This window comes from Erwinia persicina, assembly GCF_019844095.1.
In the GTDB taxonomy this organism is placed as follows: domain Bacteria; phylum Pseudomonadota; class Gammaproteobacteria; order Enterobacterales; family Enterobacteriaceae; genus Erwinia; species Erwinia persicina.
Window position 1 is genome coordinate 2,836,623 of sequence record NZ_CP082141.1, and the last position, 26,208, is coordinate 2,862,830.

The 26,208-nt window shown below is 54.0% G+C and carries 28 protein-coding genes; 19 read left to right on the forward strand and 9 right to left on the reverse strand.

Annotated elements, in window-relative coordinates:
- Positions 1 to 15: 15 nt before the first annotated feature.
- Together K6L24_RS12905 and K6L24_RS12910 are read right to left on the reverse strand one after the other, a co-directional pair.
- Complete coding sequence (locus K6L24_RS12905) at positions 16 to 540, reverse strand: carboxymuconolactone decarboxylase family protein (protein WP_187509681.1); 525 nt, start codon at positions 538 to 540, stop codon at positions 16 to 18.
- Between the two features lie 16 nt (positions 541 to 556).
- On the reverse strand, positions 557 to 1,327 hold the full coding sequence (locus tag K6L24_RS12910; protein ID WP_245006684.1) for a cyclase family protein: 771 nt from the start codon (positions 1,325 to 1,327) through the stop codon (positions 557 to 559).
- Between the two features lie 244 nt (positions 1,328 to 1,571).
- Between K6L24_RS12910 and K6L24_RS12915 the strand changes: the two genes are divergently transcribed.
- A complete protein-coding gene (locus K6L24_RS12915; RefSeq protein WP_245006685.1) occupies positions 1,572 to 2,249 on the forward strand; it encodes an AraC family transcriptional regulator in 678 nt (225 codons plus the stop codon).
- 70 nt (positions 2,250 to 2,319) lie between these two features.
- Here K6L24_RS12915 and K6L24_RS12920 read toward each other — a convergent pair whose 3' ends face one another.
- The gene (locus K6L24_RS12920) at positions 2,320 to 3,522 is read right to left on the reverse strand and encodes a diguanylate phosphodiesterase (RefSeq protein WP_062743635.1); all 1,203 of its coding nucleotides are present in this window, start codon (positions 3,520 to 3,522) and stop codon (positions 2,320 to 2,322) included.
- A 269-nt stretch (positions 3,523 to 3,791) separates the two neighbouring features.
- Here K6L24_RS12920 and K6L24_RS12925 point away from each other — a divergent pair, with 269 nt between their 5' ends.
- The 5 genes from K6L24_RS12925 (at position 3,792) to K6L24_RS12945 (ending at position 6,929) form a co-directional block, all read left to right on the forward strand.
- The gene (locus tag K6L24_RS12925; RefSeq protein WP_062743636.1) at positions 3,792 to 4,220 is read left to right on the forward strand and encodes a type II toxin-antitoxin system HicB family antitoxin; all 429 of its coding nucleotides are present in this window, start codon (positions 3,792 to 3,794) and stop codon (positions 4,218 to 4,220) included.
- A gap of 359 nt (positions 4,221 to 4,579) precedes the next feature.
- The gene (locus K6L24_RS12930) at positions 4,580 to 5,317 is read left to right on the forward strand and encodes an MtnX-like HAD-IB family phosphatase (RefSeq protein ID WP_062743637.1); all 738 of its coding nucleotides are present in this window, start codon (positions 4,580 to 4,582) and stop codon (positions 5,315 to 5,317) included.
- Complete coding sequence (locus K6L24_RS12935) at positions 5,310 to 6,182, forward strand: alpha/beta hydrolase (RefSeq protein WP_222681542.1); 873 nt, start codon at positions 5,310 to 5,312, stop codon at positions 6,180 to 6,182. The genes K6L24_RS12930 and K6L24_RS12935 overlap by 8 nt, the downstream gene beginning before the upstream one ends.
- A gap of 1 nt (position 6,183) precedes the next feature.
- On the forward strand, positions 6,184 to 6,540 hold the full coding sequence (locus tag K6L24_RS12940; protein ID WP_062743639.1) for an EamA family transporter: 357 nt from the start codon (positions 6,184 to 6,186) through the stop codon (positions 6,538 to 6,540).
- The gene (locus K6L24_RS12945; RefSeq protein ID WP_222681543.1) at positions 6,537 to 6,929 is read left to right on the forward strand and encodes a DMT family transporter; all 393 of its coding nucleotides are present in this window, start codon (positions 6,537 to 6,539) and stop codon (positions 6,927 to 6,929) included. Before K6L24_RS12940 ends, K6L24_RS12945 begins: the two co-directional genes overlap by 4 nt.
- A 72-nt stretch (positions 6,930 to 7,001) precedes the next feature.
- On the opposite strand, the gene K6L24_RS12950 is transcribed toward K6L24_RS12945, so the two are convergent.
- Positions 7,002 to 8,381, reverse strand: coding sequence for an aspartate aminotransferase family protein (locus tag K6L24_RS12950; RefSeq protein WP_062743641.1), 1,380 nt, complete (start codon positions 8,379 to 8,381; stop codon positions 7,002 to 7,004).
- Between the two features lie 646 nt (positions 8,382 to 9,027).
- Here K6L24_RS12950 and K6L24_RS12955 point away from each other — a divergent pair.
- Both K6L24_RS12955 and K6L24_RS12960 read left to right on the forward strand, forming a co-directional pair.
- Positions 9,028 to 9,483, forward strand: coding sequence for a DUF5680 domain-containing protein (locus K6L24_RS12955; RefSeq protein WP_240343602.1), 456 nt, complete (start codon positions 9,028 to 9,030; stop codon positions 9,481 to 9,483).
- 143 nt (positions 9,484 to 9,626) lie between these two features.
- A complete protein-coding gene (locus K6L24_RS12960; RefSeq protein ID WP_245006686.1) occupies positions 9,627 to 10,634 on the forward strand; it encodes a YiiG family protein in 1,008 nt (335 codons plus the stop codon).
- Positions 10,635 to 10,701: 67 nt separating this feature from the next.
- Here the strand turns inward: K6L24_RS12960 and K6L24_RS12965 are convergent, their stop codons facing one another.
- Entirely contained in the window at positions 10,702 to 10,938 is a 237-nt protein-coding gene (locus K6L24_RS12965; protein ID WP_137268486.1) for a YgdI/YgdR family lipoprotein, read from the reverse strand.
- 625 nt (positions 10,939 to 11,563) lie between these two features.
- On the opposite strand from K6L24_RS12965, the gene K6L24_RS12970 reads away from it, so the two are divergent.
- Positions 11,564 to 11,947 (forward strand): YgiW/YdeI family stress tolerance OB fold protein, encoded by a 384-nt coding sequence (locus K6L24_RS12970; protein WP_118664295.1) that lies wholly within the window; start codon positions 11,564 to 11,566, stop codon positions 11,945 to 11,947.
- Between the two features lie 91 nt (positions 11,948 to 12,038).
- Positions 12,039 to 12,476, forward strand: coding sequence for a VOC family protein (locus tag K6L24_RS12975; protein WP_062743645.1), 438 nt, complete (start codon positions 12,039 to 12,041; stop codon positions 12,474 to 12,476).
- Positions 12,477 to 12,667: 191 nt separating this feature from the next.
- Here K6L24_RS12975 and icd read toward each other — a convergent pair whose 3' ends face one another.
- Entirely contained in the window at positions 12,668 to 13,918 is a 1,251-nt protein-coding gene (gene icd, locus K6L24_RS12980) for an NADP-dependent isocitrate dehydrogenase (protein WP_118664296.1), read from the reverse strand.
- 103 nt (positions 13,919 to 14,021) lie between these two features.
- On the opposite strand from icd, the gene rluE reads away from it, so the two are divergent.
- The 8 genes from rluE (at position 14,022) to K6L24_RS13020 (ending at position 21,977) form a co-directional block, all read left to right on the forward strand.
- Positions 14,022 to 14,678 (forward strand): 23S rRNA pseudouridine(2457) synthase RluE, encoded by a 657-nt coding sequence (gene rluE / locus K6L24_RS12985; protein ID WP_062743667.1) that lies wholly within the window; start codon positions 14,022 to 14,024, stop codon positions 14,676 to 14,678.
- Positions 14,679 to 14,725: 47 nt separating this feature from the next.
- Complete coding sequence (locus tag K6L24_RS12990; protein ID WP_222681544.1) at positions 14,726 to 15,199, forward strand: NUDIX domain-containing protein; 474 nt, start codon at positions 14,726 to 14,728, stop codon at positions 15,197 to 15,199.
- A 60-nt stretch (positions 15,200 to 15,259) separates the two neighbouring features.
- A complete protein-coding gene (mnmA, locus tag K6L24_RS12995) occupies positions 15,260 to 16,378 on the forward strand; it encodes a tRNA 2-thiouridine(34) synthase MnmA (protein WP_062743669.1) in 1,119 nt (372 codons plus the stop codon).
- Between the two features lie 24 nt (positions 16,379 to 16,402).
- On the forward strand, positions 16,403 to 17,047 hold the full coding sequence (gene hflD / locus K6L24_RS13000; protein ID WP_062743670.1) for a high frequency lysogenization protein HflD: 645 nt from the start codon (positions 16,403 to 16,405) through the stop codon (positions 17,045 to 17,047).
- A gap of 29 nt (positions 17,048 to 17,076) precedes the next feature.
- A complete protein-coding gene (gene purB, locus K6L24_RS13005; protein WP_062743671.1) occupies positions 17,077 to 18,447 on the forward strand; it encodes an adenylosuccinate lyase in 1,371 nt (456 codons plus the stop codon).
- 181 nt (positions 18,448 to 18,628) lie between these two features.
- Positions 18,629 to 19,297 carry a two-component system response regulator PhoP gene (gene phoP, locus K6L24_RS13010; protein ID WP_062743672.1) on the forward strand — a complete coding sequence of 223 codons (669 nt, stop codon included), beginning with the start codon at positions 18,629 to 18,631 and terminating at the stop codon, positions 19,295 to 19,297.
- Between the two features lie 2 nt (positions 19,298 to 19,299).
- Positions 19,300 to 20,760, forward strand: coding sequence for a two-component system sensor histidine kinase PhoQ (gene phoQ / locus K6L24_RS13015; protein ID WP_062743673.1), 1,461 nt, complete (start codon positions 19,300 to 19,302; stop codon positions 20,758 to 20,760).
- Between the two features lie 89 nt (positions 20,761 to 20,849).
- Positions 20,850 to 21,977 carry a ribosomal protein uL16 3-hydroxylase gene (locus K6L24_RS13020; protein WP_062743674.1) on the forward strand — a complete coding sequence of 376 codons (1,128 nt, stop codon included), beginning with the start codon at positions 20,850 to 20,852 and terminating at the stop codon, positions 21,975 to 21,977.
- A gap of 73 nt (positions 21,978 to 22,050) precedes the next feature.
- Here K6L24_RS13020 and pepT read toward each other — a convergent pair whose 3' ends face one another.
- A complete protein-coding gene (gene pepT / locus K6L24_RS13025; RefSeq protein WP_137268845.1) occupies positions 22,051 to 23,283 on the reverse strand; it encodes a peptidase T in 1,233 nt (410 codons plus the stop codon).
- Between the two features lie 89 nt (positions 23,284 to 23,372).
- A complete protein-coding gene (locus tag K6L24_RS13030) occupies positions 23,373 to 23,927 on the reverse strand; it encodes a helix-turn-helix domain-containing protein (protein WP_137268846.1) in 555 nt (184 codons plus the stop codon).
- A gap of 107 nt (positions 23,928 to 24,034) precedes the next feature.
- Here K6L24_RS13030 and K6L24_RS13035 point away from each other — a divergent pair, with 107 nt between their 5' ends.
- Entirely contained in the window at positions 24,035 to 25,207 is a 1,173-nt protein-coding gene (locus K6L24_RS13035; RefSeq protein WP_222681545.1) for a benzoate/H(+) symporter BenE family transporter, read from the forward strand.
- Here K6L24_RS13035 and cobB read toward each other — a convergent pair.
- Positions 25,157 to 26,065, reverse strand: coding sequence for a Sir2 family NAD+-dependent deacetylase (gene cobB / locus K6L24_RS13040; protein ID WP_137268914.1), 909 nt, complete (start codon positions 26,063 to 26,065; stop codon positions 25,157 to 25,159). The two genes, K6L24_RS13035 and cobB, sit on opposite strands and share 51 nt — an antisense overlap.
- Positions 26,066 to 26,208 lie beyond the last annotated feature (143 nt).

Below are 26,208 nucleotides of genomic sequence, written 5' to 3' on the forward strand. Positions count from 1 at the left end.
GCTTGCCGTGACGGCCTATACGGACAGACCATCCCAGGGGGTGGCCTTCTCGTCCGGATCAATCTCCAGCGTCTCAAGGAATCGTGCCGTCATCATATAATGTCCAATCAGCAGCGTCAGTTCAGCGAGCTGCGTGTCGTCATAGAATTCCGCCACGTGACGGAACGTGCTGGCGGACACTTTGACCTGGTTAACACACTCCTCGACAAAACTGAGAATGGCACTGTTTCTGTCGCCGTTCACCACCCCGCGTTCAATATTGTGAATCTCTTCCTCACTCCAGCCCGCTTTTAATGCTAGCGGATAGTGCTGCATACGCTCGTAGGGGCTATGGCTCAGCGCGCCGACGCGCATAATCACCATCTCGCGATCTTTGTCCTCCAGTTTCCCGGCAGGAAAAGACGCGCCGAGGGAGAGATATCCTCCGACAGAGGAGGTGGTTCTTAATAACCCCAGCGTCAGATTGGCCGGAAAGCGGGCGTACTGTTCCCGCTCAGCCGCGGTTAAACGATCAACGCTGGATAAGATAATACGTGACATCATTTTCTCCCTGGAATTAGATAATAGCGATGGTACGCGTCCAGCCTGCGGACGCTTTATACACCTTGACCGGTAAACTGATGACGGTGAAACCACGCGCAGGCAGCCGAACGAGGTTAGCCAGTTTTTCAATCTGACAGTAAGGCCGGACGCTGCCCGCAAAATGCCCTTCCCAGATCAGAGAAACATCCCGCGTCTGGCGAACGGTTTCCGCCGTATGGCAGAAAGGCGCATCCCAGCTCCATGCGTCCGTGCCCACCACGTGAACCCCGCACCCGGTCAGAAACAGTGTCGCTTCCCTTCCCATCCCGCAGCCTGACGACAGGAAATCAGGCTGGCCATAGCGCCCTCCTGCAGCGGTGTTCACCAGCACGATATCCCCGGCGGCCAGGACGTGTCCGATGCGGTTCAGTTCCGCCCTGATATCCTGGGCAGTGACTACATAACCGTCTGGAAAATGACGAAAATCGAGCTTCACACCCGGGCCAATGCACCACTCCAGCGGGATCTCATCAATAGTTTTAGACGCCGTGCCATCCTCCATATGCGAATGATAATGGTAAGGGGCATCCATATGCGTGCCCGCGTGCGTGCTCATGCGCACAAACTCAACCGCCCACCCCTCGTGCTGCGGCAGGTCACCGGGCTGCACACCCGTAAACGAGGCAGCCAGCTGCACCGCACCGGCTTTATGATCCACATAGTCAATTTCCGGCAGGAACATCGGCGGGTCTGAATGAATTCCACTCATCAGGGGTACAGACAGGTCAATCATTTTTCCAGACACAGGTTTCTCCTCGCGGATAAATAAAACTCACCTGTACAGCATAACGCCGGGCATATTTAGATAAATGCCGCAAACAGGACTGCCTGTTATGATTAGCGGCCATGTCATTTCATCACTGCCGAGGTTCAGGATGGGTACGGAGTCATTTTTTTCCGGGATGCCACCGAAAACAATCTGGTTTCGCCGCAAGTTCTGGCCTGCAGGAACGGTATTTCCTGAAAAGTGTCTTCCCTGGGGAAAGGTGATGTATGCCATTAAAGGTGTGGCCGAGATCCGCGCGTCTTCACTGATTTATTTATCCACAGCGGAATATGCCTTATGGCTGCCCCCCAATACTGAACATGCCTCCGTCGCAAAAACAGATATACATTATATTATCGTGAATATTGCGCCGCCTTTATGTTTGTCATTACCTGAAAGAGCGACCGCACTTAAACTGAATCTGATTGCCAGTGCGGTGATTCACGATTTTTCTCTGCGGGAGATCGGCCATCCGGTCAGCAGACAGGATCGCTCGCTGGTGAAGGTCTTTATTGAGCAGCTGGCATTATGCGATGAGTTCACCTGCTATCTGCCCATGGGATCGGGAGACGATCCGCTGGTCACGCTGATGACCGCCGAAATGACCCAGGATGAGGGTACGCTCTGCTCTCTGAAACAGTGGTCACAACGGCTGAGCCTGAGCGAACGGGCACTCTCACGACGTTTCACTCAGGCAACGGGTATTTCATTCAACGAGTGGAAAAGCCGAAAGAAAATTATCATGGCGCTCCGTCTGCTGCAGGAGGGGCGAAGCGTAAAGTACGTCTCTGCACAGCTGGATTACCACGATCCCTCTGCGTTTATTGCCATGTTTCGCCACAGAATGGGGATGACGCCGGCAGATTTTAGTCACACAGGGGGGATGCGGGACGGCGGATGAGCGACCTGCTCACGCCGCCTTAAAGCAAGAGCGGCGGTGCACAGCAAAATACAGCCCGCCGCCGGCCTGTTTAAACGGACTCAGGCCATGCGACCGGCATCAGCCCCTTTAGTACGGGCGGTGCAAAGAGGTCGCCCTGAAAACTACTGACGCCAGCCGCTTCCAGCCACATCCATTCTTCGGGTTTCTCCACGCCTGCGGCGGTCACCGCGATCTCCAGTGCCTGGCAGCTACGCAGCAGGCCCTGAATAATCGCCTGTTTCGGCCCACTGGCGTGAACGTTACGCACCAGTTCAGCGTCGATTTTTATTCTCTCAGGCTGCAGGCGGGCCAGCATTTGCAGCCCGCCCGCACCAGACCCGAAATCATTGATGGCCAGGCGCATCCCGGCCGAGCGAAGCGCCCTGATCGCGACGGACAGCGCAGCGGTATCCGTGACGACTTCATTCTCCGTGATCCCCACAACGATCTGTTCCGGTATCAGCCCGTGCCGTTTCGCCGCGCTGAGTAAGAAATCTGCGGCGCCCGCCTGGGTTACCAGGGCCAGTGAGGAGACGTTCACGCACAGGCTTTGACTCTCCAGGACAAGTGATTTTGCCAGACGAAATGCCGTCTCCTTCGAGGCGAGATCCGCCTGGCACATCGCCTCTGCCGTCATGCCTGCAAAAAAGTGTTCCGCGCCATGACCATCGGGTGTACGTAGCAGGGCTTCCACATCGGTGACCCGCTGCGAGAGAGGATCGGTGACCGGCTGAAAGGCGAATGTCCGGTCTTCGTCAGCCTCATCAGGCAGCATGACGGCTCCCCCTTCTCTGACAAACTTCCATGACCCTTCCGGCGGCAGCTCAAAGTAGTTTTCCCTTTCGTGTGAACAGACGAACGTCCGCAAAAAATGTAAGGCTCGGTCGTGATAATTAAGCTGGTGAAGTGAGGTGCCACGTTCGAGTACCGCCTGAAGCACATCCCCACGAAAGTGTTTCCGTAAATCAAACAGCTCCATGCCGGTATTGCCAAAACGCCTTGAGGGGGCGTAGTCCCGCATAAGTTCAACCACGTTGTGATGACGTTTGTCTGAGCAGATGCCGTCGAACAAAGCGATAACCGCCTGCTCTGGTCCCTCAAGTAGCTGGAAAAAATGAGTGCCGTTGAACAGTAACATCCCGGTGATATCCAGTGACTGGTTAACACGATTGGCCTTTTCAACCATGCGTTCTATATCGTTATGGGGAAAACTGTCTGCAACGTGGCTACGGTAAACGAGGGTGAATAGCATGTACGCGGTTCCGTCTGAGGGTGCTGGTAACTGTGTGAGGTTAAAATCAAGAGTCATCATAACGATCATGACGAAAAGCCATCAATCTGTTGAACGGGATGGCACAGTTTAGGCTCTGATTTTTAATATGAATGAGAATAGTCACGTACAGGAGGAAAGCAAGGTATATTGTTTTAAACGTTCGACTTATTTGCCTGGGCCTCAGGAGCCTCACTCCCGACGCTCACGCTGGGTTAACCCCCTTTCAGACACCCACCAACAGGCATGCTATGTTCAATTATCCGGCATCATTTTCCTATGACGAAGAAAGCGATGCATATGAGATCAGCTTTCGTGACTTCAACACCCCAGGCGCAATAACTTTTACGGAGGAAGATATTGAGCTTGAAGCCAGTGAGGCATTAACGGCAGCCATTGGCGACTGCATCGATGCCCATCAGCCCATCCCCGTCCCCTCTGTCGCCCAGGCGGGAGAATTTATCGTTCATCTTCCCGTTCTGACCTGCCTGAAAGCAGCATTACATCAGGCCATGATCCAGACCAACACCCGCAAAGCTGACCTTGCACGGAAACTCAGCATGAAGGGGCCGCAGATAGACAGACTATTGGATGTGGAGAATGCCTCAAAGATCGAGGTATTAGAGCAGGCACTCTATTTACTGGGCCGGAATGTATCTGTTTCGGTGACACAACTCTGACAGATGTCGGGTAATCGGGGTAGGCACGAGATTTAAAAGCCACCCCGTAATAACAGACTGGCCGCCCCTGTCTTTCTTAAAGAAAGAATCACTCCTCTTTTCTACCTCCTCATGGCATTTAATTAATCTCAACACATTGTTCTTAACAATAAATGCCAACGCCTTGAAAAAACCCTAATAAAAACATTGCCGGGTAAAAAAATGCCATTTATCCACCAGACTTACGGGCTGGCATGAAATAAACACTGTGGGTTTCTATTGTTGACTCTTTATTTATCACCCGCCGATTAATATGCAGGGAGTTTTCATTACGATGAAAACGTCTCTCTACGATCCTGTACTGATAAATAGGTGTAAGTATGACAACCAGGCTTTCTCACGAAGATAATGGTGCCCTTCCCTGGACCATTTTATGTGATTTCGACGGAACGGTTAGCCCTGAAGATATTACGGACATCCTGCTGGAACGCTTTGCGCTGCCTGGCTGGGAAACGCTGGAACAGCAGTGGCAGGCTGGGGAAACCGGCTCTGCTGAATGTATGTCAGGACAGATTGCGCTGCTGGATATGACGCGTGAAGAGCTGGATAGCTGCCTGAGCAGTATCCGCATCGACCCGGCCTTTAAACATTTTGTCGCCTTAGCCCGGCGCCGTGCGATTCCCCTGACTATCGTGAGCGACGGGCTGGATTACGCTATTCAGCATATTCTCAACCGTCACGAGCTGGGCCATTTGAGGGTGATCGCTAACCACCTGGAACAGCAGAGCGAGCGCCGCTGGCGACTTCGCCTTCCAGTGGCCGCCCCTGACTGCCAACGTGCCAGCGGAGTGTGCAAGTGCGCCGTGGCTAAAACGGTTAAGGGCCGGGTACTCATGGTAGGTGACGGGCGCTCTGATTTTTGCGTTGCCGGGCAGGTTGACCATGTGCTGGCGAAAGGAGAATTAATTGATGAGTGCCGCCGCCAGGGGATTGCCTGTACCCCGTTTCACGATTTCAGTGATGCGGTTCCGGCGTTGTCACGCTGGCTTAATGATTCTGCCAGCCCAGGCGGATACCGTGCCTTTAACCCGCTGATGCCGTGGAGAACGCATGACTGAACAACATGGCTTTGTACTGCACGGTACCAGAAGGATCGGCGTGCTGCTGATCCACGGACTGACCGGCACACCCAATGAAATGCGCGGTATCGCGCGTGAACTGAATCAGGCGGGCCACACGGTTTGTGCCGTACAGCTGGCGGGCCACTGTGGCAGCGCAGATGATCTTATCTCCACCTGCTGGCAGGACTGGTATCAGAGCGTCATTGACGCCGCTAAGCGACTGCGACAACAGGTGGATTGCCTGATCGTGGGGGGACTGTCGATGGGGGCTTTACTGGCGCTAAAATATGCCTCCGATTTTCCGGTAAACGGCGTGCTGGTCTACAGTGCAACGTTCCGCTATGACGGCTGGAGCATCCCCCCTGTTTTACGATGGATTGCGCCCTGCCTGCTGCCGCTCGCCGGGCTACTCCATCTGGGCCGGCACCGCATGTTCAATGAGAAAGAGCCTTACGGGGTCTGTAATGAAACGCTGCGTCGCCGCATCGCCAAAAGTATGCAGGAAGGCGATAGCGCGGTCGCCGGGCTACCGGGAAATCCATGGCCTTCACTGACTGAAATGATGGCGCTGTCGCGTAACGTACGCCGGGCGCTTCCGCGTGTTGTGGCTCCCTGCCTCGTACTGCACGCTGAAAATGACGATATTGCTCACCGCCGTAATGCGTTGCTGATCCGCGATAGTGTCAGTGGCGAGGTGGAACTGGCGTTGTTAAGAAACAGCTACCATATGATCACTATCGATAACGATCGCGCAGAACTGATCACCCGCACACTGGGTTTTATAAAGCGGCAGAACGGAACGCAGAACATCAGAAGGTCTGCCCCCTTACCTTTACCGACAACCGTCAGCACCCCGGCGTGATATGAGCCAACTCATGCTGCTGTTATGGCTGTTGAGCGTGCTGGTCGATACCTGCGGCCAGCTCTTCTTTAAAGCCGCCACGCATGACAGTGCACGCTATAGTGGCCTCGCCTTCTGGCGCCATATGATCGGCCGTGGCTGGATCTGGCTGGGCGCAGGCTGTTATGCGCTGCAGTTTATCTTCTGGCTGGCTTTTTTAACGCTGGTACCGCTGTCTGTTGGTGTCATGCTCGGGGCCATCAATGTGGTGGTGATTATGGTAGCAGGCAGAGTGTGGTTTAAGGAGCGCTTAAGCCCGTGGCGCTTAATCGGCATGCTACTGATTGCGCTGGGCGTACTGGCCGTGGGAACAGGATGATGAAACGCTTTTACCTGCTGGGATTTTTCGTGCTGATGATGTTTGATACGCTGGCACAGGTGAGTTTTAAATACACGGCCATCTCCGCCTCTCCCCTGACGCTGGATGCAGCATGGCTCTACCGCCTCTTTACGCATGTCTGGATCTATATTGCCTTTGCAGGCTACGCGGGCGCTTTTTATACCTGGATGACGCTGCTCAGACAGGCCCCTGTCGGCCCTGCGTTTGCCGCATCACATCTTGATATTGTCTCCGTGACGCTGATATCAATCTGGCTGTTTAACGATCACCTCACACTGACAAAAGCCCTCGGCGCCGTACTGATCCTGCTGGGTATCCTGTGTCTGGCGAAAGATGCTGATGTCCGGTCACGGCGTGTTGGCCACTGATGTTGAGGGGTTTTTACTGCGAAGCATACAGACAATGCGCCCCGTAGAAACGGGGCGCAGATAGCGGGCGTTTTACTGCTCTTTTTTAGCACGCGTCAGCAATTGATCCAGCAGTTCAATCGCCTGATAGATTTCAGCACGGCTGATCTCCAGTGAGGGAGCAAAGGTGATGACATTCTTATAGTACCCCCCTACGTCCAGTACCAGGCCTGTTTTCTGCCCCTGATATTCCAGCGTACCTGACAGTCCGATATCCACCATTTTATCCAGCAGCGCCTTATTGGGGGTAAACCCATCTGCTGTACAGAGCTCAGCGCGAAGGGCCAGACCCAACCCGTCGACATCACCGATTTCAGGGTGGCGCAGCTGTAATGACTTCAGACCGTCAAGGAAGCAGGCTCCGCTTTCCATCACCTGTTTCTCGTAGTCTTTCTCCGCCAGCATGTGCATCACTTCCAGTCCTACTGCGGTTCCAAGAGGATTAGAAGCAAACGTAGAGTGGGTTGATCCGACCGGGAAGGTCACGGGATTAATCATCTCCTCACGCGCCCAGATACCGGCAAGCGGGTTCAGGCCGTTGGTTAACGCCTTCCCGAACACCAGGACATCAGGCGTAATACCAAAATGCTCAACTGACCACAGTTTTCCGGTACGGTAAAAACCCATCTGGATTTCATCGACCACCAGCAGAATCCCATGCTCGTCGAGCACTTTTTTAAGCCCTTTATAGTAATTACGCGGCGGGATCACATAACCACCGGTTCCCTGCACCGGCTCGATATAAAAAGCGGAAAACTCAGACTGGCTGGCTTTAGGATCCCATACGCCGTGATATTCGTTTTCAAACAGGCGCGCAAAATCGGCGATGAGCTTTTCAGCATACTCTTCTGCCGTCATTCCTTTCTGCCGCCGGAAGGGATAGGGGAAAGGAATAAACTGGGCACGCTCGCCAAAGTGGCCAAAACGACGCCGGTAGCGATAGCTGGAGGTGATGGATGACGCCCCCAGGCTGCGCCCATGATACCCCCCCTCAAAGGCAAACATCCGGCTTTTACCGTTGCAGTAATTACGCACCAGTTTCAGCGAGTCATCAATGGATTGTGACCCTCCCACGTTATAGTGAACGCGCCCGGGAAGGCCAAACTTACGCTCCATATCCTGCGCGATGACTTTACTCAGTTCGATCTTAGTCGGGTGCAGGTACTGGCTGGCAATCTGAGGCAGCACGTCAATCTGTCGTTTGAGGACACTGTCCAGCCGGGGGTTGGCATAACCAAAATTCACTGCGGAATACCACATCTGAAGATCGAGATATGGCGTTCCTTCCGCATCAAAGAGGTAGCTCCCCTTGCAGTGATCAAATATTTTTGGCGTACTGACATAATGAACCGTATCACCATGTGAGCAATATTTCGCTTCATCTGATAATAGTTTTTCTTCATACGGGGTCATAAAGAGTCCTTCCTTTAGCTTGATGAGAACGCTGATATTATCAGCACCCTCTTATCCCGTGACCGCCATTTTTTGACTGTATGGACTTTATTTTTACTTATTATAGGTAATGTTTAACTTCCCGGGTAAAAACCTTAATCATTCATCAACAACATTATGTTAATTGGGCATGACGTCAAAATCAGCACGAATATACTCATCACTCTTTAATTCAATACGGCATCAGGGTATGGACCGAACGTCATCGCGCTGACAGTCAGCGCGGTGGTTTACCCCCCGATTAATCCCTCACCTTAAATGAAATTGATAGCAATCAGGAAGATGTTACATCTTGCATTGAAAAAAAAGTAAAAACTTTAACGAATCTACCCAACAGAAAAGGCGAAATTAACGCAAATAATTAGAGAGATATCACCAAAAACCAGGATAAATCATAAAAATAAACCTCATGAATCCCATAAGATGAACGATCGTTTGGTTTGAATTCATGACAGGAAAAAACCCGTAAAGGGATGCCAAACTAACCACGACAAATTAATATTATCCTTTACTCACAGCGAATCTTCACGGTCAGAGCGAGATGGGGAACATCTGCCTTCGAGGTATTTCATTGCAGCACCATTCATTTAAAGATAGGGAGGATTAAATGAAAAGATTTTTAATAGAGGCAAACCGTTTTCTGTTCAGCTATCCGGAGAAACTTATCATTAAAGACAGTGCTTATCATGATATGCAGCTTATTGAGTATCATAGTAAGAGTTACTCGTACAGAAATTATTTTACCGAAGGACGGAATGTTTATGGTCAGATAATTATTACCAAAAATAAAACACCCGTATGGTGCATGCAGTTTCAGGGCGGCGTTGTCAATGAACAGCTGGATGAAAGAACCGCCCGCCATCTTAAGTATGTTGCCAGAAAAAACCGCAGTTTGTCAGACGAGCGCTACCCTATACGCGGCCCCCGGGAGGCGACTTTCGCTGACCTGCATTATCAGAATGATATATTTGGTGACCTGAGACGATTCCAGGGGCAGGAAATCATTCAAAAAGAGGAGAACACCTTGTTTATGATGAAGCTGTCAGGCGGCGAATTAACCTGATCGTGAAAAAAACGTGGTGTCTTCCTCTCAGTTTTTCAAAAATGAAACGATAATGTCTTCTTTGATAAATAAAACAGCTAAGATTTGGACGATTTTTTTAATACGGTAACCTTTCAAACAGGTTAACTGACTAAGGAGTGGGTGTGTTTCAGAAAACAAGAAAGACGGTATTGCGCGGAATGTTAACAACGGCACTTTTGTTGCCATTAGCCGGCTGCGACCAGAGTAAAACCGCAGAGGAAAAGCCGGTGCAACCGGCAGGATCCGCGGCCCTCAAGGAAGATGCCAACGCGCAACTGGCGACCAAGTTAAACGCCTATGTGAGCTGCTTCAATACCGCCGATGGCGCAGCCCGTCACAGCGCGCAGCGCTATGTCAGCTGGATCCATGACCTCGATAAGGGACCAACGGGCAAAGAACGCACCGTCAACGTGCCGGGGGATTTGACCGCTTACGAACTGGACAGCTGCACCAAAGCCATTGGCGAGGCCTCCAGCGCGAAACCCGCCCTGCCGGCGCTTGACAGCGCAGCGGTACAGTACCTGTCCGATCTCACTGCACTGGTGCCGCTGGCATCACAGGCTCATCAATACTACAGTCAGGAAGACTACAAGGATGATGGCTTCGCCAGAGGCAAGCAAATGCATCAGCCGCTAATGATGGCCTACGGGCGCTTTATCAAGTCCAGCGATGTCTACGGGGATGAAGTGGAAAAGGAAACGGTTAAACTGACCGACGCGCAGCTTGTTGAGATAGAGAAAACGCAGGGACGGCACAGCCCCTACTACCGCCTGGCATTAGTCAGCCAGGGCAAACGGTTAGCCGCCCAATTGAGTGCTGACGCCACCGACGTTGCCGCAGCAACAAAGGCAATCGAGGCGTACGGCGCACTGGTGGATGAATCAGATAAAGCCACCGCCAGCGAGCCCGGCAAACCGGTGAGCTGGTCAGTCTTCCAGACCAGCGCCAGCACGTTCCTCAAAGACTGTAAAGACCGGATGCGTCGCGTACGCGACAAAACGCCCTACAGTCGTGGCGAGCAGGGACTGATGGAAAACAATGGCAGCAGCGCCGGTTGGACGGTCACCGGTTCACCGATGCGCGTACTGAAATCCTACAACGACCTGGTTGAAGCCAGTAACCGGCTGTAATCCGGCGGGCCCCCCTTCCTTCAGCTATCACCGAAACAGGCAGCTCTTCAAAATGGCTGCCTTCACACTATTTTTCGACAATTTCCTTCACATCTTTCTGATGAATTTGATGGGAGTTACCGTCAGTATCTTTATAGGAGATCAGACCGGTGTCTTTATCTTTAACAGGCTTGCCATGCGTCGTAACCATGTGCCCGTCATCCGTTGAAATAACATAATCACTTGAACAGGCGGTCATGCCTAATACAGCTGACATGATAATACCCACTAACGTGCATTTTTTGGCTGATACGGACAGTTTCATTAACTTTTCTCTTCTCTATTTGCGTTTCGACGGGATAAACAGATGCTGTATCTTCGTACTTTCACCCTAAACAGAAATACAATGAGGAGTTCAGAACATTCGCAATAAATGTTAAATTTGATTTATATCATTTAATTGTCATTGAATGAGTGAAAAGGAAAAGACTTTTTTTTCGATTCAACCCCCGCGATTCCCTGATGTCTTTTTTTACTAACTACGCCTTTCATAATAAATAAAAAACCAATAATTTCAATTATTTATAAATAAAAAATGAAATTTCAGCAGGCAACCTTACTTTGACGGGAGAGAGTAATGGGATACTTTCCCCCGATTGTTCGGCGCTTAACCCAGCCCGGCCCCTGGTGACAAGTCCCATTCGGGAACGGATGACAGAAAGCCTAAAAAATAAACAAAAAATACTTTTCATCCGGTGTTTTGGTTCATTTTGTTCCACAAAAAGTTTTCCGTTTTAACACCTTTTCCTGCCACACTTTTCTCAAAAATTTAAAATACGGCCCCCCTGAGTCGCAGCAACTGTCTTTAAAAAAATATTACGCCCTTTAAGATTTCGTTAAGAACTTTCCTGTAATTTACCCAGACACGATATTTACAAGGAAATAAAATCATGAAAAAAGTCATCTTAATTACCCTATTGGCTGGCCTTTCATTCGGCGTTGCCGCACAGCAGCAAGGTTTCATTACCCCTGAAGGACAGAGCTATTCTCAGGGCGGCTTTAAAGGCCCTACACCGGGTTTATCTTCCGTTGCAGAGGCTAAAACGTTACGTGATGATGCCTGGGTTGTTCTTGAAGGTAATATCGTCAGGCAGGTGGGTCATGAACTTTATGAGTTCAGTGACAGCACCGGCACCATTAATGTGGATATCGATGATAAGCGCTGGCAGGGTCAGGCCGCCTCACCGGGAAGCAAGATCCGGATTGAGGGTGAAATCGATAAAGACTGGAACAGCGTTGAGATTGATGTAAAAAATCTTCGCGTCCTGAAGTAACCTGCAATGGAGTTCTGGCCGGTTAGACGTGGTGATTCCGTCAGCCGTGGTATAAATTCAGGATTCAATTTGAGTGAACGAAGGCGCAGGCATGTCGCAAAATATACCCGATATTAACGTGTTGTTTGTCGCAGGATTTGGGCCCGTCGCGCAGAATAGTGCTTCCAGCGCCAGCTTTTATGTGCAGGCGCTCGGTTTGCCGCTTAAGCCTTTAGAGGGTAACGGCGATTACCTGGTTTCTGAAGAGGGTCTGTTGAAGGGCGTTAAGCATTTCGCCGTCTGGCCACTGTCACAGGCCGCACATTCCTGCTTTGGCGCTGACCAGTGGCCAGCTGAACACCCGATACCACAGGGATGGATTGAATATGAGGTACGGGATCTCGATGCTGCTACCCGTATCCTGCGCGAAAAAGGGTATCGCCTCCTGGTGGCTAACCGCACCGAACCCTGGGGGCAGACAGTCACACGCCTGCTGAGTCCTGAAGGGTTGCTTACCGGGCTGACGATCACCCCCTGGCTGCGTGACTAAACGAAGCAGCCAATAAAGACCATGATGACAGGGAAAAGATAGGATGATTGTAACGGTATAAATTGAGTGGTTTCTTTTTTACAGTCCTGGGGAAAGGTTTTGGGGAAGGGTTTTGGGGAAGGGTTTTGGGGAAGACTTTCTGTGGTAGAGAAATGAGGGCGGGAGCACCAGGCCCCCGCCAGCAAACACACTTACATGTGTTTGATCATTGCGTCGCCAAACTCTGAAGCTTTCAGCAACTTAGCGCCGTCCATCTGACGTTCAAAGTCATAGGTCACGGTTTTGGCAGCAATCGCGCCTTCCATGCCTTTCACAATCAGGTCAGCGGCTTCGAACCATTCCATATGACGCAGCATCATTTCTGCTGACAGGATGATGGAACCTGGGTTCACTTTATCCTGACCGGCATACTTAGGTGCTGTACCGTGGGTGGCTTCAAACAGAGCACATTCGTCACCGATGTTCGCGCCCGGCGCAATACCGATACCGCCAACCTGCGCCGCCAGGGCGTCAGAAATGTAGTCACCGTTCAGGTTCATACAGGCGATGACGTCATACTCGGCCGGACGCAGCAGGATCTGCTGCAGGAACGCATCGGCGATCACGTCTTTAATGACGATCTCTTTGCCGGTGTTCGGGTTCTTCACCTTCATCCACGGGCCGCCATCGATCAGCTCGCCGCCGAACTCTTCTTTCGCCAGCTGGTAACCCCAGTCTTTGAAAGCGCCTTCGGTGAACTTCATGATATTGCCTTTGTGAACCAGCGTTACAGAATCACGGTCGTTGGTGATCGCATATTCGATGGCTGCACGCACCAGGCGTTGGGTGCCCGCTTCTGAGCATGGCTTAACGCCGATGCCGCACTGTTCAGGGAAGCGAATTTTCTTCACGCCCATCTCATCACGCAGGAACTTGATGACTTTATCTGCTTCCGGCGTACCCGCTTTCCATTCGATACCTGCATAGATATCTTCGGAGTTTTCACGGAAAATCACCATATCGGTGTCTTCCGGGCGTTTCACCGGGCTTGGAGTGCCGGTGTAGTAACGGACAGGACGCAGGCAGATGTATAAATCAAGCTGCTGACGCAGGGCAACGTTCAGGGAACGAATACCGCCGCCGACCGGGGTGGTCAGTGGGCCTTTGATGGCTACGCGATATTCTTTAATCAGGTCGAGGGTTTCTTCTGGCAGCCAGACATCCTGGCCGTAAAGCTCTACCGATTTCTCACCGGTGTAAATTTCCATCCAGGAAATCTTACGCTCACCGTTGTAAGCTTTCTGCACAGCGGCATCAACAACTTTGATCATCACTGGAGACACGTCAACGCCAATGCCATCACCTTCGATAAACGGGATGATCGGATTGTTAGGTACGTTGAGTTTTCCCTGGTCCAGGGTGATTTTCTGACCTTCCGCCGGAACAACTACTTTGCTTTCCATTAACCTCTCCTTCGAGCGCTTTTTTTTGTTAATGACTTGTAAGATGCGCGTCAATACTACTTGAATATTGACGCCGCGCCAATCATCTCCGGATTGCGGTATAATGCGCTCATTGTTATCAAGTGCAAAGACCATGCGAAAATCTTCCCTGACCAATCATCATTCCGGGCGTTCCACCGCCCGTCGTGCGGCCAAACCGGCTGCCAGAGGCCCGCGTTGCGTGGTGCTGTTTAATAAACCCTTCGATGTGCTGCCCCAGTTCAGCGACGAGGCAGGCCGGCGTACGTTGAAAGATTATGTACCCCAGCCGGGAATTTATGCCGCAGGGCGGCTTGATCGCGACAGCGAAGGACTGATGGTGCTGACCAATGACGGCGCACTGCAGGCGAAACTGACCCAGCCGGGCAAACGCACCGGGAAAATTTACTATGTGCAGGTGGAAGGGGAGCCGCAGGAAAATGATCTGCACCCGCTGCGAACGGGCGTCGACCTGAAAGACGGCCCCACCCTGCCCGCCGGGGTCGAAAAGGTGGCCGCGCCCGACTGGCTGTGGGAACGCCAGCCACCGATCCGCGAACGTAAAGCGATCCCAACCTGCTGGCTGAAAATCACCCTGTACGAGGGGCGCAACCGCCAGGTGCGGCGAATGACGGCACATATTGGTTTTCCTACCCTGCGGCTGATCCGTTTTTCCATGGGTGCGTTACAGTTACAGGGTCTGGCGCCCGGCGAATGGCGCGATATCAGTAACGAAATCTGACTTTTATTGCGCAGCAAACTGCGCACATTAACCGAATGGAGCACACTATGTTCAAACCGCATGTCACCGTCGCCACGGTGGTTCAGGCAGAAGGACAGTATCTGGTTGTCGAAGAGCGTGTGCGTGGCCGCACCACCTGGAATCAGCCGGCGGGGCATCTGGAAGCCGATGAAACCCTGCTCCAGGCGGCGGTACGGGAACTGTCGGAAGAAACCGGCATCGATGCGGTTCCCCAGGCTTTTTTACGCCTGCATCAGTGGATCGCCCCGGATAACACGCCGTTTTTGCGCTTCCTGTTCGCACTGGATCTGCCAGAAGCGGTGGAGACTTACCCGCAGGATCGCGATATCGACCGCTGCTGGTGGCTGCCGCCTCAGGACATTATCACCTCGAAAAAGCTGCGTTCACCGCTGGTTGCGGAAAGTCTGCAGATTTATCAGACCGGGCCACGTTACCCACTGGCTATCCTCAGCGCCTTCCAGTGGCCATTTAGCGAGAGTGCGCAGATCGTTGACGCATGATAGAATGCGTCGCAATTTTATCAGAGTCGCCTTTAACGGCTCCTTAAAGTCGGACAAGCAATGTTGAACAATTCGAATAGCCAGAAAAAAGTGATCGTCGGCATGTCCGGCGGTGTTGACTCCTCCGTTTCCGCCTGGCTGCTACAGCAGCAGGGTTATCAGGTTGAAGGCCTGTTTATGAAAAACTGGGAGGAGGACGATGGCGAAGAGTATTGCACCGCCGCGGAAGATTTAGCCGATGCGCAGGCCGTCTGCGACAAGCTGGGGATCCATCTGCATACGGTCAATTTTGCTGCCGAATACTGGGATAATGTGTTTGAACATTTCCTGGCTGAATACAAAGCGGGCCGCACGCCCAACCCCGATATTCTCTGTAACAAAGAGATCAAATTTAAAGCCTTTCTGGAATTTGCCGCTGAAGACCTGGGTGCGGACTATATCGCCACCGGTCACTACGTGCGTCGCCAGGACGTGAACGGCAAAAGCCGCCTGCTGCGCGGGTTGGACGGTAATAAAGATCAGAGCTACTTCCTCTACACTCTCGGTCATGAACAGATTGCCCAGAGCCTGTTCCCGGTGGGTGAACTCGAAAAACCAGAAGTTCGCCGCATTGCAGAGCAGCTTGAACTGATCACCGCGAAGAAAAAAGACTCCACCGGTATCTGTTTTATTGGTGAGCGCAAGTTTACCGAATTCCTTGGCCGCTACCTGCCCGCCCAGCCGGGTCCGATAATCTCCGTGGACGGGGATACGGTCGGTCAGCATCAGGGGCTGATGTACCACACGCTGGGCCAGCGCAAAGGGCTGGGTATCGGCGGAACCAAAGATGGTAACGAAGAACCCTGGTACGTGGTCGATAAAGACGTGGCCGGTAATATTCTGGTGGTCGCACAGGGCCATGAGCACCCTCACCTGATGTCAGTGGGCCTGATCGCCCAGCAACTGCACTGGGTCGATCGCGAAACACTGGCCGCACCGCTGCGCTGCATGGTGAAAACCCGCTATCGTCAGGAAGATATTCCCTGCACCGTGACGCCAATGGATGGGCAGCGTATTGACGTGCGCTTTGATCAGCCGGTTGCTGCGGTCACGCCCGGCCAGTCTGCGGTCTTTTATCTGGATGAAGTCTGCCTCGGCGGCGGCATTATCGAACAGCGTACGCCGCTGGTTAACGCGTAATTCGGGCCGTATACAGGAGTAAACGTGGCGAAGAACTATTATGATATCACTCTGGCGCTGGCAGGTATCTGCCAGGCCGCCCATCTGGTACAGCAGCTGGGGCACCAGGGCCAGTGCCCTCCCGATGCGTTTAAAACATCGCTGAACAGCCTGCTGGATCTCAATCCGGCCTCTACGCTGGCGGTGTACGGTAACGATGAAGCGAATCTGCAGTTCGGACTGGAAACGCTGCTGGCCGTACTGAACAGCAATAGCCGACAGGGTCTTGGCGCGGAACTGACGCGCTATACCCTGAGCATGATGGTGCTGGAGCGTAAACTTAATGCCAGCAAGACGGCAATGAGTACCCTGTCTGACCGAATCGCCCAACTCGATCGCCAGCTGGCGCACTACGATCTGGAGTCTGATACGCTGTTAGGTGCCATGGCGGGGATCTATGTTGATGTGATCAGTCCGCTCGGTCCACGCATCCAGGTGACCGGCTCCCCGGCCATCCTGCAGAACAGCCAGGTTCAGAATAAAGTTCGTGCCACACTACTGGCGGGTATTCGTTCAGCGGTGCTGTGGCAGCAGGTCGGCGGTGGCCGACTGCAGCTGATGTTTTCCCGTAACCGCCTGGTGAATGAGGCCAGAGCGATCCTTGCCCGCCTTAACGGGACCCCAACCTGATTTTTTTAACCGATCCTGGAGCAGCAACAATGGAATTATCCTCTCTGACCGCCGTCTCACCTATAGATGGCCGTTATGGCGACAAAGTCAGCCCACTCCGTGGTATTTTCAGCGAATATGGCCTGCTGAAATTCCGCGTTGAGGTTGAAGTTCGCTGGTTACAAAAACTGGCTACCTGCGCTGCGATCAAGGAAGTTCCTGCATTTGATGCCGACGCAAACGCTTTCCTTGATGGTATTGTCAGCGGTTTCAGTGAAGAAGATGCTGCGCGGATCAAAACTATTGAGCGTACCACTAACCACGATGTCAAAGCCGTGGAGTACTTTCTGAAAGAGAAAGTGGCACCGGTGCCCGCCCTGCATGCCGTATCTGAATTTATTCACTTTGCCTGCACCTCAGAAGATATTAATAATCTGTCACACGCGCTGATGCTGGAAACCGCACGCCGCGAGGTGATTGTGCCTTACTGGAACAACATCATCGCTGCGGTCAAAGACCTGGCAGTGCAGTACCGTGATATTCCGCTGTTGTCACGCACGCATGGTCAGCCGGCCACGCCATCCACACTGGGTAAAGAGATGGCGAACGTCGCCTACCGCTTTGAACGCCAGTTGCGTCAGCTGGAACGTATTGAAATGTTGGGTAAAATCAACGGTGCCGTCGGTAATTATAATGCCCACATCGCCGCGTATCCGGAAGTGGACTGGCATGCGTTCAGTGAGTCGTTTGTGACCTCGCTGGGCGTGACCTGGAACCCGTACACCACGCAGATCGAACCGCATGACTACATCGCCGAACTGTTTGACTGCATGGCGCGCTTTAACACCATCCTGATCGACTTCGATCGCGATATCTGGGGTTACATTGCGCTCAACCACTTCAAGCAGAAAACCATTGCGGGCGAAATTGGTTCATCGACCATGCCGCATAAGGTCAACCCGATTGACTTCGAAAACTCCGAAGGCAATCTCGGCCTGGCGAACGCCATGATGCAGCATCTGGCCAGCAAACTGCCGGTATCACGCTGGCAGCGTGACCTGACCGACTCCACCGTACTGCGTAACCTCGGCGTGGGCGTCGGTTATGCGCTGATCGCCTATCAGTCGACGCTGAAAGGCATCTCCAAGCTGGAAGTGAACCGCGCCCGCCTGCTGGACGAGCTGGATCACAACTGGGAAGTGCTGGCCGAACCGATCCAGACAGTAATGCGCCGTTACGGTATTGAAAAACCTTATGAAAAACTGAAAGAGCTGACGCGCGGCAAACGCGTCGATGCGGAAGGCATGAAAACCTTTATCGACAGCCTGGCACTGCCAGAAGAAGAGAAAACCCGTCTGAAGCAGATGACCCCGGCCAACTATATTGGCCGCGCTATCCAGATGGTTGACGATCTGAAATAACGCCCGCCAACGGGCCGGCTCAGTCGGCCCGTGTTAACCTGTTGTTTACCTCTTCTCCTCTATACTTATCGCCAGTTTATGCCCTGATCAACGCAAGCGACCGCTTACCCAGTTGCACCCCGACGCATTCCAGGGCTATGTTGATGTCTCTGGCAGTTTGATCTTATTTAAGGATTCGGTTATGCGTGTGTTAGTTGTGGAAGATAACCCACTGCTGCGTCATCATCTGGCGGTGCAGCTGCGGGAGATGGGGCACCAGGTGGATGCCGCCGAAGACGCCAAAGAAGCCGACTATTTTCTGAATGAGCATACGCCGGATATCACGCTGGTCGATCTCGGTCTGCCTGATGAAGACGGTATGACACTGATCCGCCGCTGGCGCGGTCAGGAAGTCCGTCAGCCAATTCTGGTGCTGACCGCACGAGATGGCTGGCAGGCAAAGGTCGAAGCACTGGAAGCCGGAGCCGATGATTACGTCACCAAGCCCTTTCATATAGAAGAAGTGGTGGCCCGGATGCAGGCGCTGATGCGCCGCAACAGCGGACTGGCGTCGCAGATCATCACTCTGCACCCTTTCCAGATTGACCTGTCGCGCCGCGAACTGACCATCAACGAACAGCAGATTAAACTGACGGCGTTTGAGTACACCATCATCGAAACCCTGATCCGCAATGCCGGGAAAGTGGTCAGCAAAGATTCACTGATGCTGCAACTTTATCCCGATGCGGAACTGCGCGAGAGCCACACCATTGATGTGCTGATGGGCCGTTTACGTAAAAAAATCCTTGCTGAATATGCGCAGGAAGTGATCACCACGGTACGCGGTCAGGGCTACCGCTTCGATATTTGAGCATGTTCAACTGGCGTCGCAGAAAGCCACTTTCGCTGCGGGTACGGTTCTTACTGGCCACCGCAGCGGTCGTACTCACCATGTCGCTCTCCTACGGAATGGTGGCCGTGATCGGCTACGTGGTGAGCTTTGATAAAAATACCTACCGCGTGTTGCGCAGCGAAAGTAATCTGTTTTTCACTCTTTCTCAGTGGAATGACGGCAAACTCAGTATCGTCCAGCCTGAACGCATGACGCTGAACTTTCCCGCCCTGGTGTTTATCTATGACGACAACGGTAAGCTGCTGTGGCAACAGCGTGACGTCCCGGATATACGCAGTAAGATCCGCCGTGAGTGGTTAAATAAGTCTGACTTTTACGAAATCGACACCAATAATCACACCAGTCGTGAGGTGCTCGGTAATGACCGCGTGGCACAGAATAAGCTCACCGCCTATGACGACGATGGCAACGACACCTTTACCCACTCGGTGGCCGTGAACCGCTATGAGGCAACGTCTACACTCCCTGCCCTGACTATCGTGGTGGTCGACTCTATTCCACAAGAACTTCAGCACTCAGATGTCGTGTGGTCGTGGTTCAGCTATGTGCTGCTGGCAAATCTGCTGCTGATTATTCCGCTGCTGTGGCTGGCGGCACACTGGAGCCTGCGCCCGATCGGCGCGCTTGCCGCCCAGGTGCGCGAACTGGAAGCCGGAACCCGCGAAACCCTCAATCCAGCCCCGCCGCAGGAGCTGAAGGGGCTGGTACGTAACCTGAACCTGCTGCTGGATAATGAACGGCAGCGCTATACCCGCTACCGCACCACGCTGAGTGACCTGACCCACAGCCTGAAAACCCCGCTGGCCGTGCTGCAGACCACCCTGCGGTCACTGCGCGGCGGGCGTAACCTGTCCATCGAGCAGGCCGAGCCCATTATGCTGGAGCAGATCAGCCGTATCTCGCAGCAGATTGGCTACTACCTGCACCGGGCCAGTATGCAGGCCGATCACCACGCGTTGAAGCGGGATGTGCATTCGGTGCCGGCCCTGCTCGACGGGCTGTGCTCAGCACTGAATAAAGTCTACCAGCGCAAGGGCGTGGTGCTGACGCTGGATATCTCACCAGAAGTCATTTTCGTTGGCGAACAAAATGATTTTATGGAAGTGATGGGCAACGTACTCGATAACGCCTGTAAGTACTGCCTGGAATTTGTTGAGATCAGCGTGCAGCAGACGGAAAAAACGCTGTTGCTGATCGTGGAGGACGACGGTCCAGGTATTCCGGAAAACAAGCGCGATCTGATCTTTATCCGCGGGCAGCGCGCCGATACACTGCGTCCGGGCCAGGGGCTGGGCCTGTCGCTGGCCCGGGATATTATGGAACAGTACGCGGGTGATATTCATGCCAGTACCAGTCAGCTGGGCGGGGCGCGCATGGCGGTAGAGTTTCAGCGCCAGGAGATCCTGCACAAACACGAGTAGGCGTTATCCCCGACTTTTCACGGCAGTGGTACACACCCACTGCCGTGCGCTGTTATAATCTACTCACTTTCGCGTTTCAGGAAAACATCATGGATTATCAGCTCGATCTCAACTGGCCCGACTTTATTCAGCGCTACTGGCAGAAACGCCCGGTAGTCCTTAAGCGCGGTTTCAAAAACTTCGTCGACCCCATTTCTCCCGACGAACTGGCCGGTCTGGCCATGGAAAACGAAGTTGACAGTCGTCTGGTCAGCCACCAGGACGGTCAGTGGCAGGTCAGCCATGGCCCGTTTGAGAGCTTTGATCATCTTGGTGAGAATAACTGGTCACTGCTGGTTCAGGCAGTCGATCACTGGCATGAGCCTTCCGCCGCGCTGATGCATCCCTTCCGGATGATCCCTGACTGGCGCGTGGACGATCTGATGATCTCCTTCTCCGTGCCCGGCGGCGGGGTTGGCCCGCACTTTGACCAGTATGACGTTTTCATTATTCAGGGTACCGGTCGTCGTCGCTGGCGCGTGGGGGAGAAAACAGAGCTGAAGCAGCACTGCCCGCATCCCGATCTCCTTCAGGTCGAACCTTTTGAGGCCATTATCGACGAAGAGCTTGAGCCGGGTGATATTCTTTATATTCCACCGGGGTTCCCGCACGAAGGCTACTCACTGGAAAATGCCATTAACTACTCGGTCGGCTTCCGTGCGCCAAGCGGACGCGAACTGATTAGCGGTTTTGCCGATTACGTGCTGGCACGTGAGCTGGGCAGCCGCCGCTTCAGCGATCCGGACGTCCAGCCCCGTGAGCACAATGCAGAGATCCTGCCCGACGAACTGGAGGGGATCCGCGCCATGATGCTGGAGGTGATTAACCAGCCTGAGCATTTCAATCAGTGGTTCGGTGAGTTTATCTCGCAGTCACGTCACGAGCTGGACGTGGCCCCTCCGGAGCCGCCGTATCAGCCGGATGAGATCTACGATGCGCTGCAACAGGGCGATCGCCTGTCACGCCTGGGCGGTCTGCGCGTGGTGTCCATTGGTGACGCGGTGTTTATTAATGGTGAGCAGGTCAGTTCTCCGCATCGTGCGGCACTGACCGCGCTGGCGAACGATTTGACCCTCGGACACGACCAGTTCGGCGATGCGCTGGACGACCCGTCCTTCCTCGCCCAGCTGGCGGCCCTGGTCAACAGCGGTTACTGGTACTTTGACAGCGAAGATTAAGCCTGCTGATAACGGCAAGGGGCGACCGGAGTGACAGGTCGCCCCTGCGGGCATAACGGCATCTTCATTTTCTTCAGGTTTTTGCCTGCTCCGCCGTTAATACGGCAATCCGGGTAATCACCTTCACCGCCTGCTCCATATTGTCCAGCGAAGCAAACTCATGTTTGCCGTGATAGTTGTAGCCACCGGTAAACAAATTTGGACAAGGTAGTCCCATAAATGACAGCTGCGCCCCATCCGTCCCACCGCGAATCGGTTTCACCTTCGGCGTAATACCGCAGTCACGCATCGCCGCCAGCGCCAGTTCGATACTCTGCGGGCACGCTTCGACCTGCTCACGCATATTGTAATAGCTGTCTTCCACCACCAGCTCAATAGCAGCAGGTGAAGGTAAAGTCCGTTGCAGATGGGCAGCAATATCCGCCAGCCTTTTTTTCCGCTCTTCAAAACCGCTGCGCGTAAAATCGCGCACGATGTAGTGCAGTTCAGCACGATCCACGCTGCCTTTGATCCCGTGCAGATGCCAGAAGCCTTCATAGCCCGAGGTTTTTTCCGGCACCTCATCTTCCGGGACTTCCCGGTGGAAACGCATCGCTGCATCCAGGGCATTGACCATCACTCCCTTCGCACTGCCGGGATGCACATTATTACCGGTGATTTTTACCGTGACGGAGGCGGCATTGAAGTTTTCATATTCAAACTCTCCCATCCCGCCGCCGTCCACGGTATAAGCCCATTCAGCCCCAAAGGCCGCCACGTCAAAATGCTGAATACCGCGACCAATTTCCTCATCGGGCGTGAAGGCCACGCGCACTTCGCCATGCGCAACCGTACCGGATGTAAGATGTGCCAGCGCGGTCATGATCTCTGCGATACCGGCTTTATCATCTGCGCCGAGAAGGGTTTTCCCGTCGGTGGTGATCAGGGTGTGTCCGGTCAGCTCATGCAGCACCGGAAACATCACCGGCGACAGAATCTCATCCCCCATGCCCAGGGCAATATCCCCCCCGCGATAGTTTTCAATCACCTGCGGGTTCACGTTCTTTGCCGTAAAATCCGGTGACGTATCCATATGGGAGATAAAGCCGATAACGGGCACAGGCCAGCTGACATTCGATGGCAGGGTGGCCATGACAATACCACGCGCGCTGCAGCTGACATCACTCAGCCCCATGGCGCGCAGCTCATCACACAGCCTCTGCGCCAGACGGAGTTGCCCCTCAGTGCTGGGGACCTGACGAACATTCCCTTTAGATTGCGTATCGAAAGACACATAGTGTAAGAAGCGATCAAGTAAATTATTCATCTGTCTTCCCTTTGGATGCCAGCGCTTATTATGGATAGCACTATCATGTTAAATATTGTTTCAGGTCAGTTTAGTACGCAGGCGCTGAATTAACGTGGCGGATAATGGATGAGATCATGAAAACGCACCGGCACATTACCGGGATTACGATACGCATGAGGCCGGTCAGCCTGAAAACGCAGCCCTTCGCCCGCGGCCAGCGACTTCCAGCCTCCCTCCACCTGCACGTCCAGTGCCCCTTCAATCACAATAACATGCTCAACCACCCCCGCCTCATGCGCGGCGGACTCACTGCAGGCACCAGCGGCAAGATCAATCACCAGCATTTCAAAATTCAGCGCGGGGTCAAACGGGAACAGCGGTACCGCCTGCATGACGCTCTCCGCTGGCGGGTAGCCACGCAGTTGCCGACGCGGTGCCGTTACGTCTGCGGCCTCTGGCGCGATAAAGACCGAGAACGGCAAATTAAAGCCTGTGGCAATTTTCCACAGTGTGGCGATGGTCGGGCTGGATTCCGCACGTTCAATTTGCCCGAGCATCGCTTTACTGACGCCGGTTTCCTGCGCAGCCCGGGTCAGGCTCCAGCCCCGTTCGCTGCGCCGGACTCTGAGCACGTTCGCCAGATGGTGTTGTAAACTGTCCACGTCGTCATCTCCCTTCAGTCTGCGGACAGTATAACCCCTTGTGCGTTATAACGCACAGTGATAGCTTGTGCGTTATAACGGTCAACACTCTGCCACGGGATCTCCCTATGCGTCCATCTGTTACCCTGCGTCATCTGACGTTTCCAGCCGTCGTGGCCGGATTTGTCGCCGTACTGGTTGGCTATACCAGCTCTGCGGCGATTATTTTCCAGGCCGCCGGGGCGGCGGGTGCTACCGTCGCACAGACGGGCGGCTGGCTGACAATGCTGGGGCTGGGGATGGGCATCACCTCTCTGGGGCTGTCCCTGTGGTATCGCACGCCGGTGCTGACCGCGTGGTCGACGCCGGGTGCGGCTCTGCTGGTCACCAGTCTGCCGGGGACGTCGCTGAATGAAGCCATCGGGGTGTTTATCTTCGCCTCGGCGCTGATCCTGATTTGTGGGGTGACGGGGTTGTTTGCCCGCCTGATGAACTACATACCCCAGGCGATCTCTGCGGCAATGCTGGCCGGTATTTTGCTGCGCTTCGGCATTGATGCCTTCGCCGCCCTGCAGGTCAACTTTGCCCTGAGCGGTACCATGTGCCTGGTCTATCTGCTGGCCCGCCGGCTACTGCCCCGCTTCGCCATCGTGCTGACCCTGCTGGCCGGCCTGATGGTCGCTCTGATGCAGGGTAATGTTCACGTCGCCCACACACAAAGCCTGATAATGCCGGAATTTATCCCTCCGCACTTTACGCTCTCCTCCCTGCTGGGCGTCGGTATTCCATTCTTTGTCGTCACCATGGCATCACAGAATGCCCCCGGGATTGCCACACTGAAAGCCCATGGCTATGCGCTGCCGGTATCGCCGCTGATCGCCTGGACCGGACTGACCGCGCTGCTGCTGGCCCCTTTCGGAGGGTTTACCGTGTGTATTGCCGCCATTACGGCGGCTATCTGTATGGGCCCGGAGGTGCACAGCGATCCGCAGCGGCGCTATTGGGCAGCCGCCGCAGCCGGGGTGTTTTATCTGCTGGCGGGGGTGTTTGGCGGGGCGATCAGTGGACTGTTTACTGCACTGCCGCAGGCGCTGATCCATACCATTGCCGGGCTGGCACTGCTGGGGACGATTGCCGGGAGTTTGCAGCGGGCGTTAAGCGATGAGCAACAGCGTGATGCGGCGGTGATCGCTTTTCTGATCACCGCCTCCGGCGTCACCCTGCTTGGCATAGGTGCCGCCTTCTGGGGGTTAATCGGTGGCGTTATCGCCCACCTGATCTTCTCGCTGGCCAAACGCTGACGGGGCATCATCGCCGGTCAGCGCCGGACGGGCAATATTCGCCAGCAGATCCTGCACCCACTCCGGCACCACTTCACTGGCCAGTCCGTACTGTTTTTCTTCAAACTCACTGCCGACCTGGCTTGGCTCCAGGTTCAGTTCCACGGTGTGGGCTCCCTGGATGCGGGCCTCATGAACAAAGCCCGCCGCCGGGTAGACATGCCCGGAGGTGCCAATTGCCACGAAATAGTCAGCCTGCGCCAGCGCCTGATAAATCTCATCCATTTGCAGCGGCATTTCACCAAACCACACCACGTGCGGGCGCAGCACGGAGGGGAACTGACAACAATGGCAACGGTCGTCAGGTTTCACATCCTCGCTCCAGTGCAGGATCTGCCCGCTGACGGGACAGCGCACCTTAAGCAACTCACCGTGCATGTGGATCACGTTACGGTTTCCGGCCCGCTCATGCAGGTTATCAATGTTCTGCGTGACCAGCAGGAAGTGGTCACCCAACGCGGATTCCAGCTCGGCCAGCGCCCGGTGCGCCGCGTTCGGCTGGATATCAGCCTGCTGCAGCTGTCGGCGGCGGGCATTGTAAAACGCCTGCACACGCTGCGGATCGCGTGCAAACCCTTCCGGCGTCGCCACATCTTCCACTTTATGCTCTTCCCACAGACCGTCTGCGGCGCGGAAAGTCCGAATGCCGGACTCGGCGGATATGCCCGCCCCGGTCAGCACGACCACGCGTGGCAGTGGATGGCGGGCAATTTCAATATTACGATCGCGTTCGAAAATGCGCTGACGGAAACGCTGATGAACCTGGCGTCGGGTCTTTTTGTAGCGTGCCAGCCTGAGGCGGCGACGGGGAGTGCGCATCATCAAATACCTCTAATCCTTAATATGCAGGAGTGCAGCACGGTGCACTCCGCCAGGGAGTGTGTCCCTGATAATAACGGGTGATCGTCCCGGGTGCACTGAGAGTCTGCCGCTAAACCGGCTGACGGGGCAAAAAAACCGTT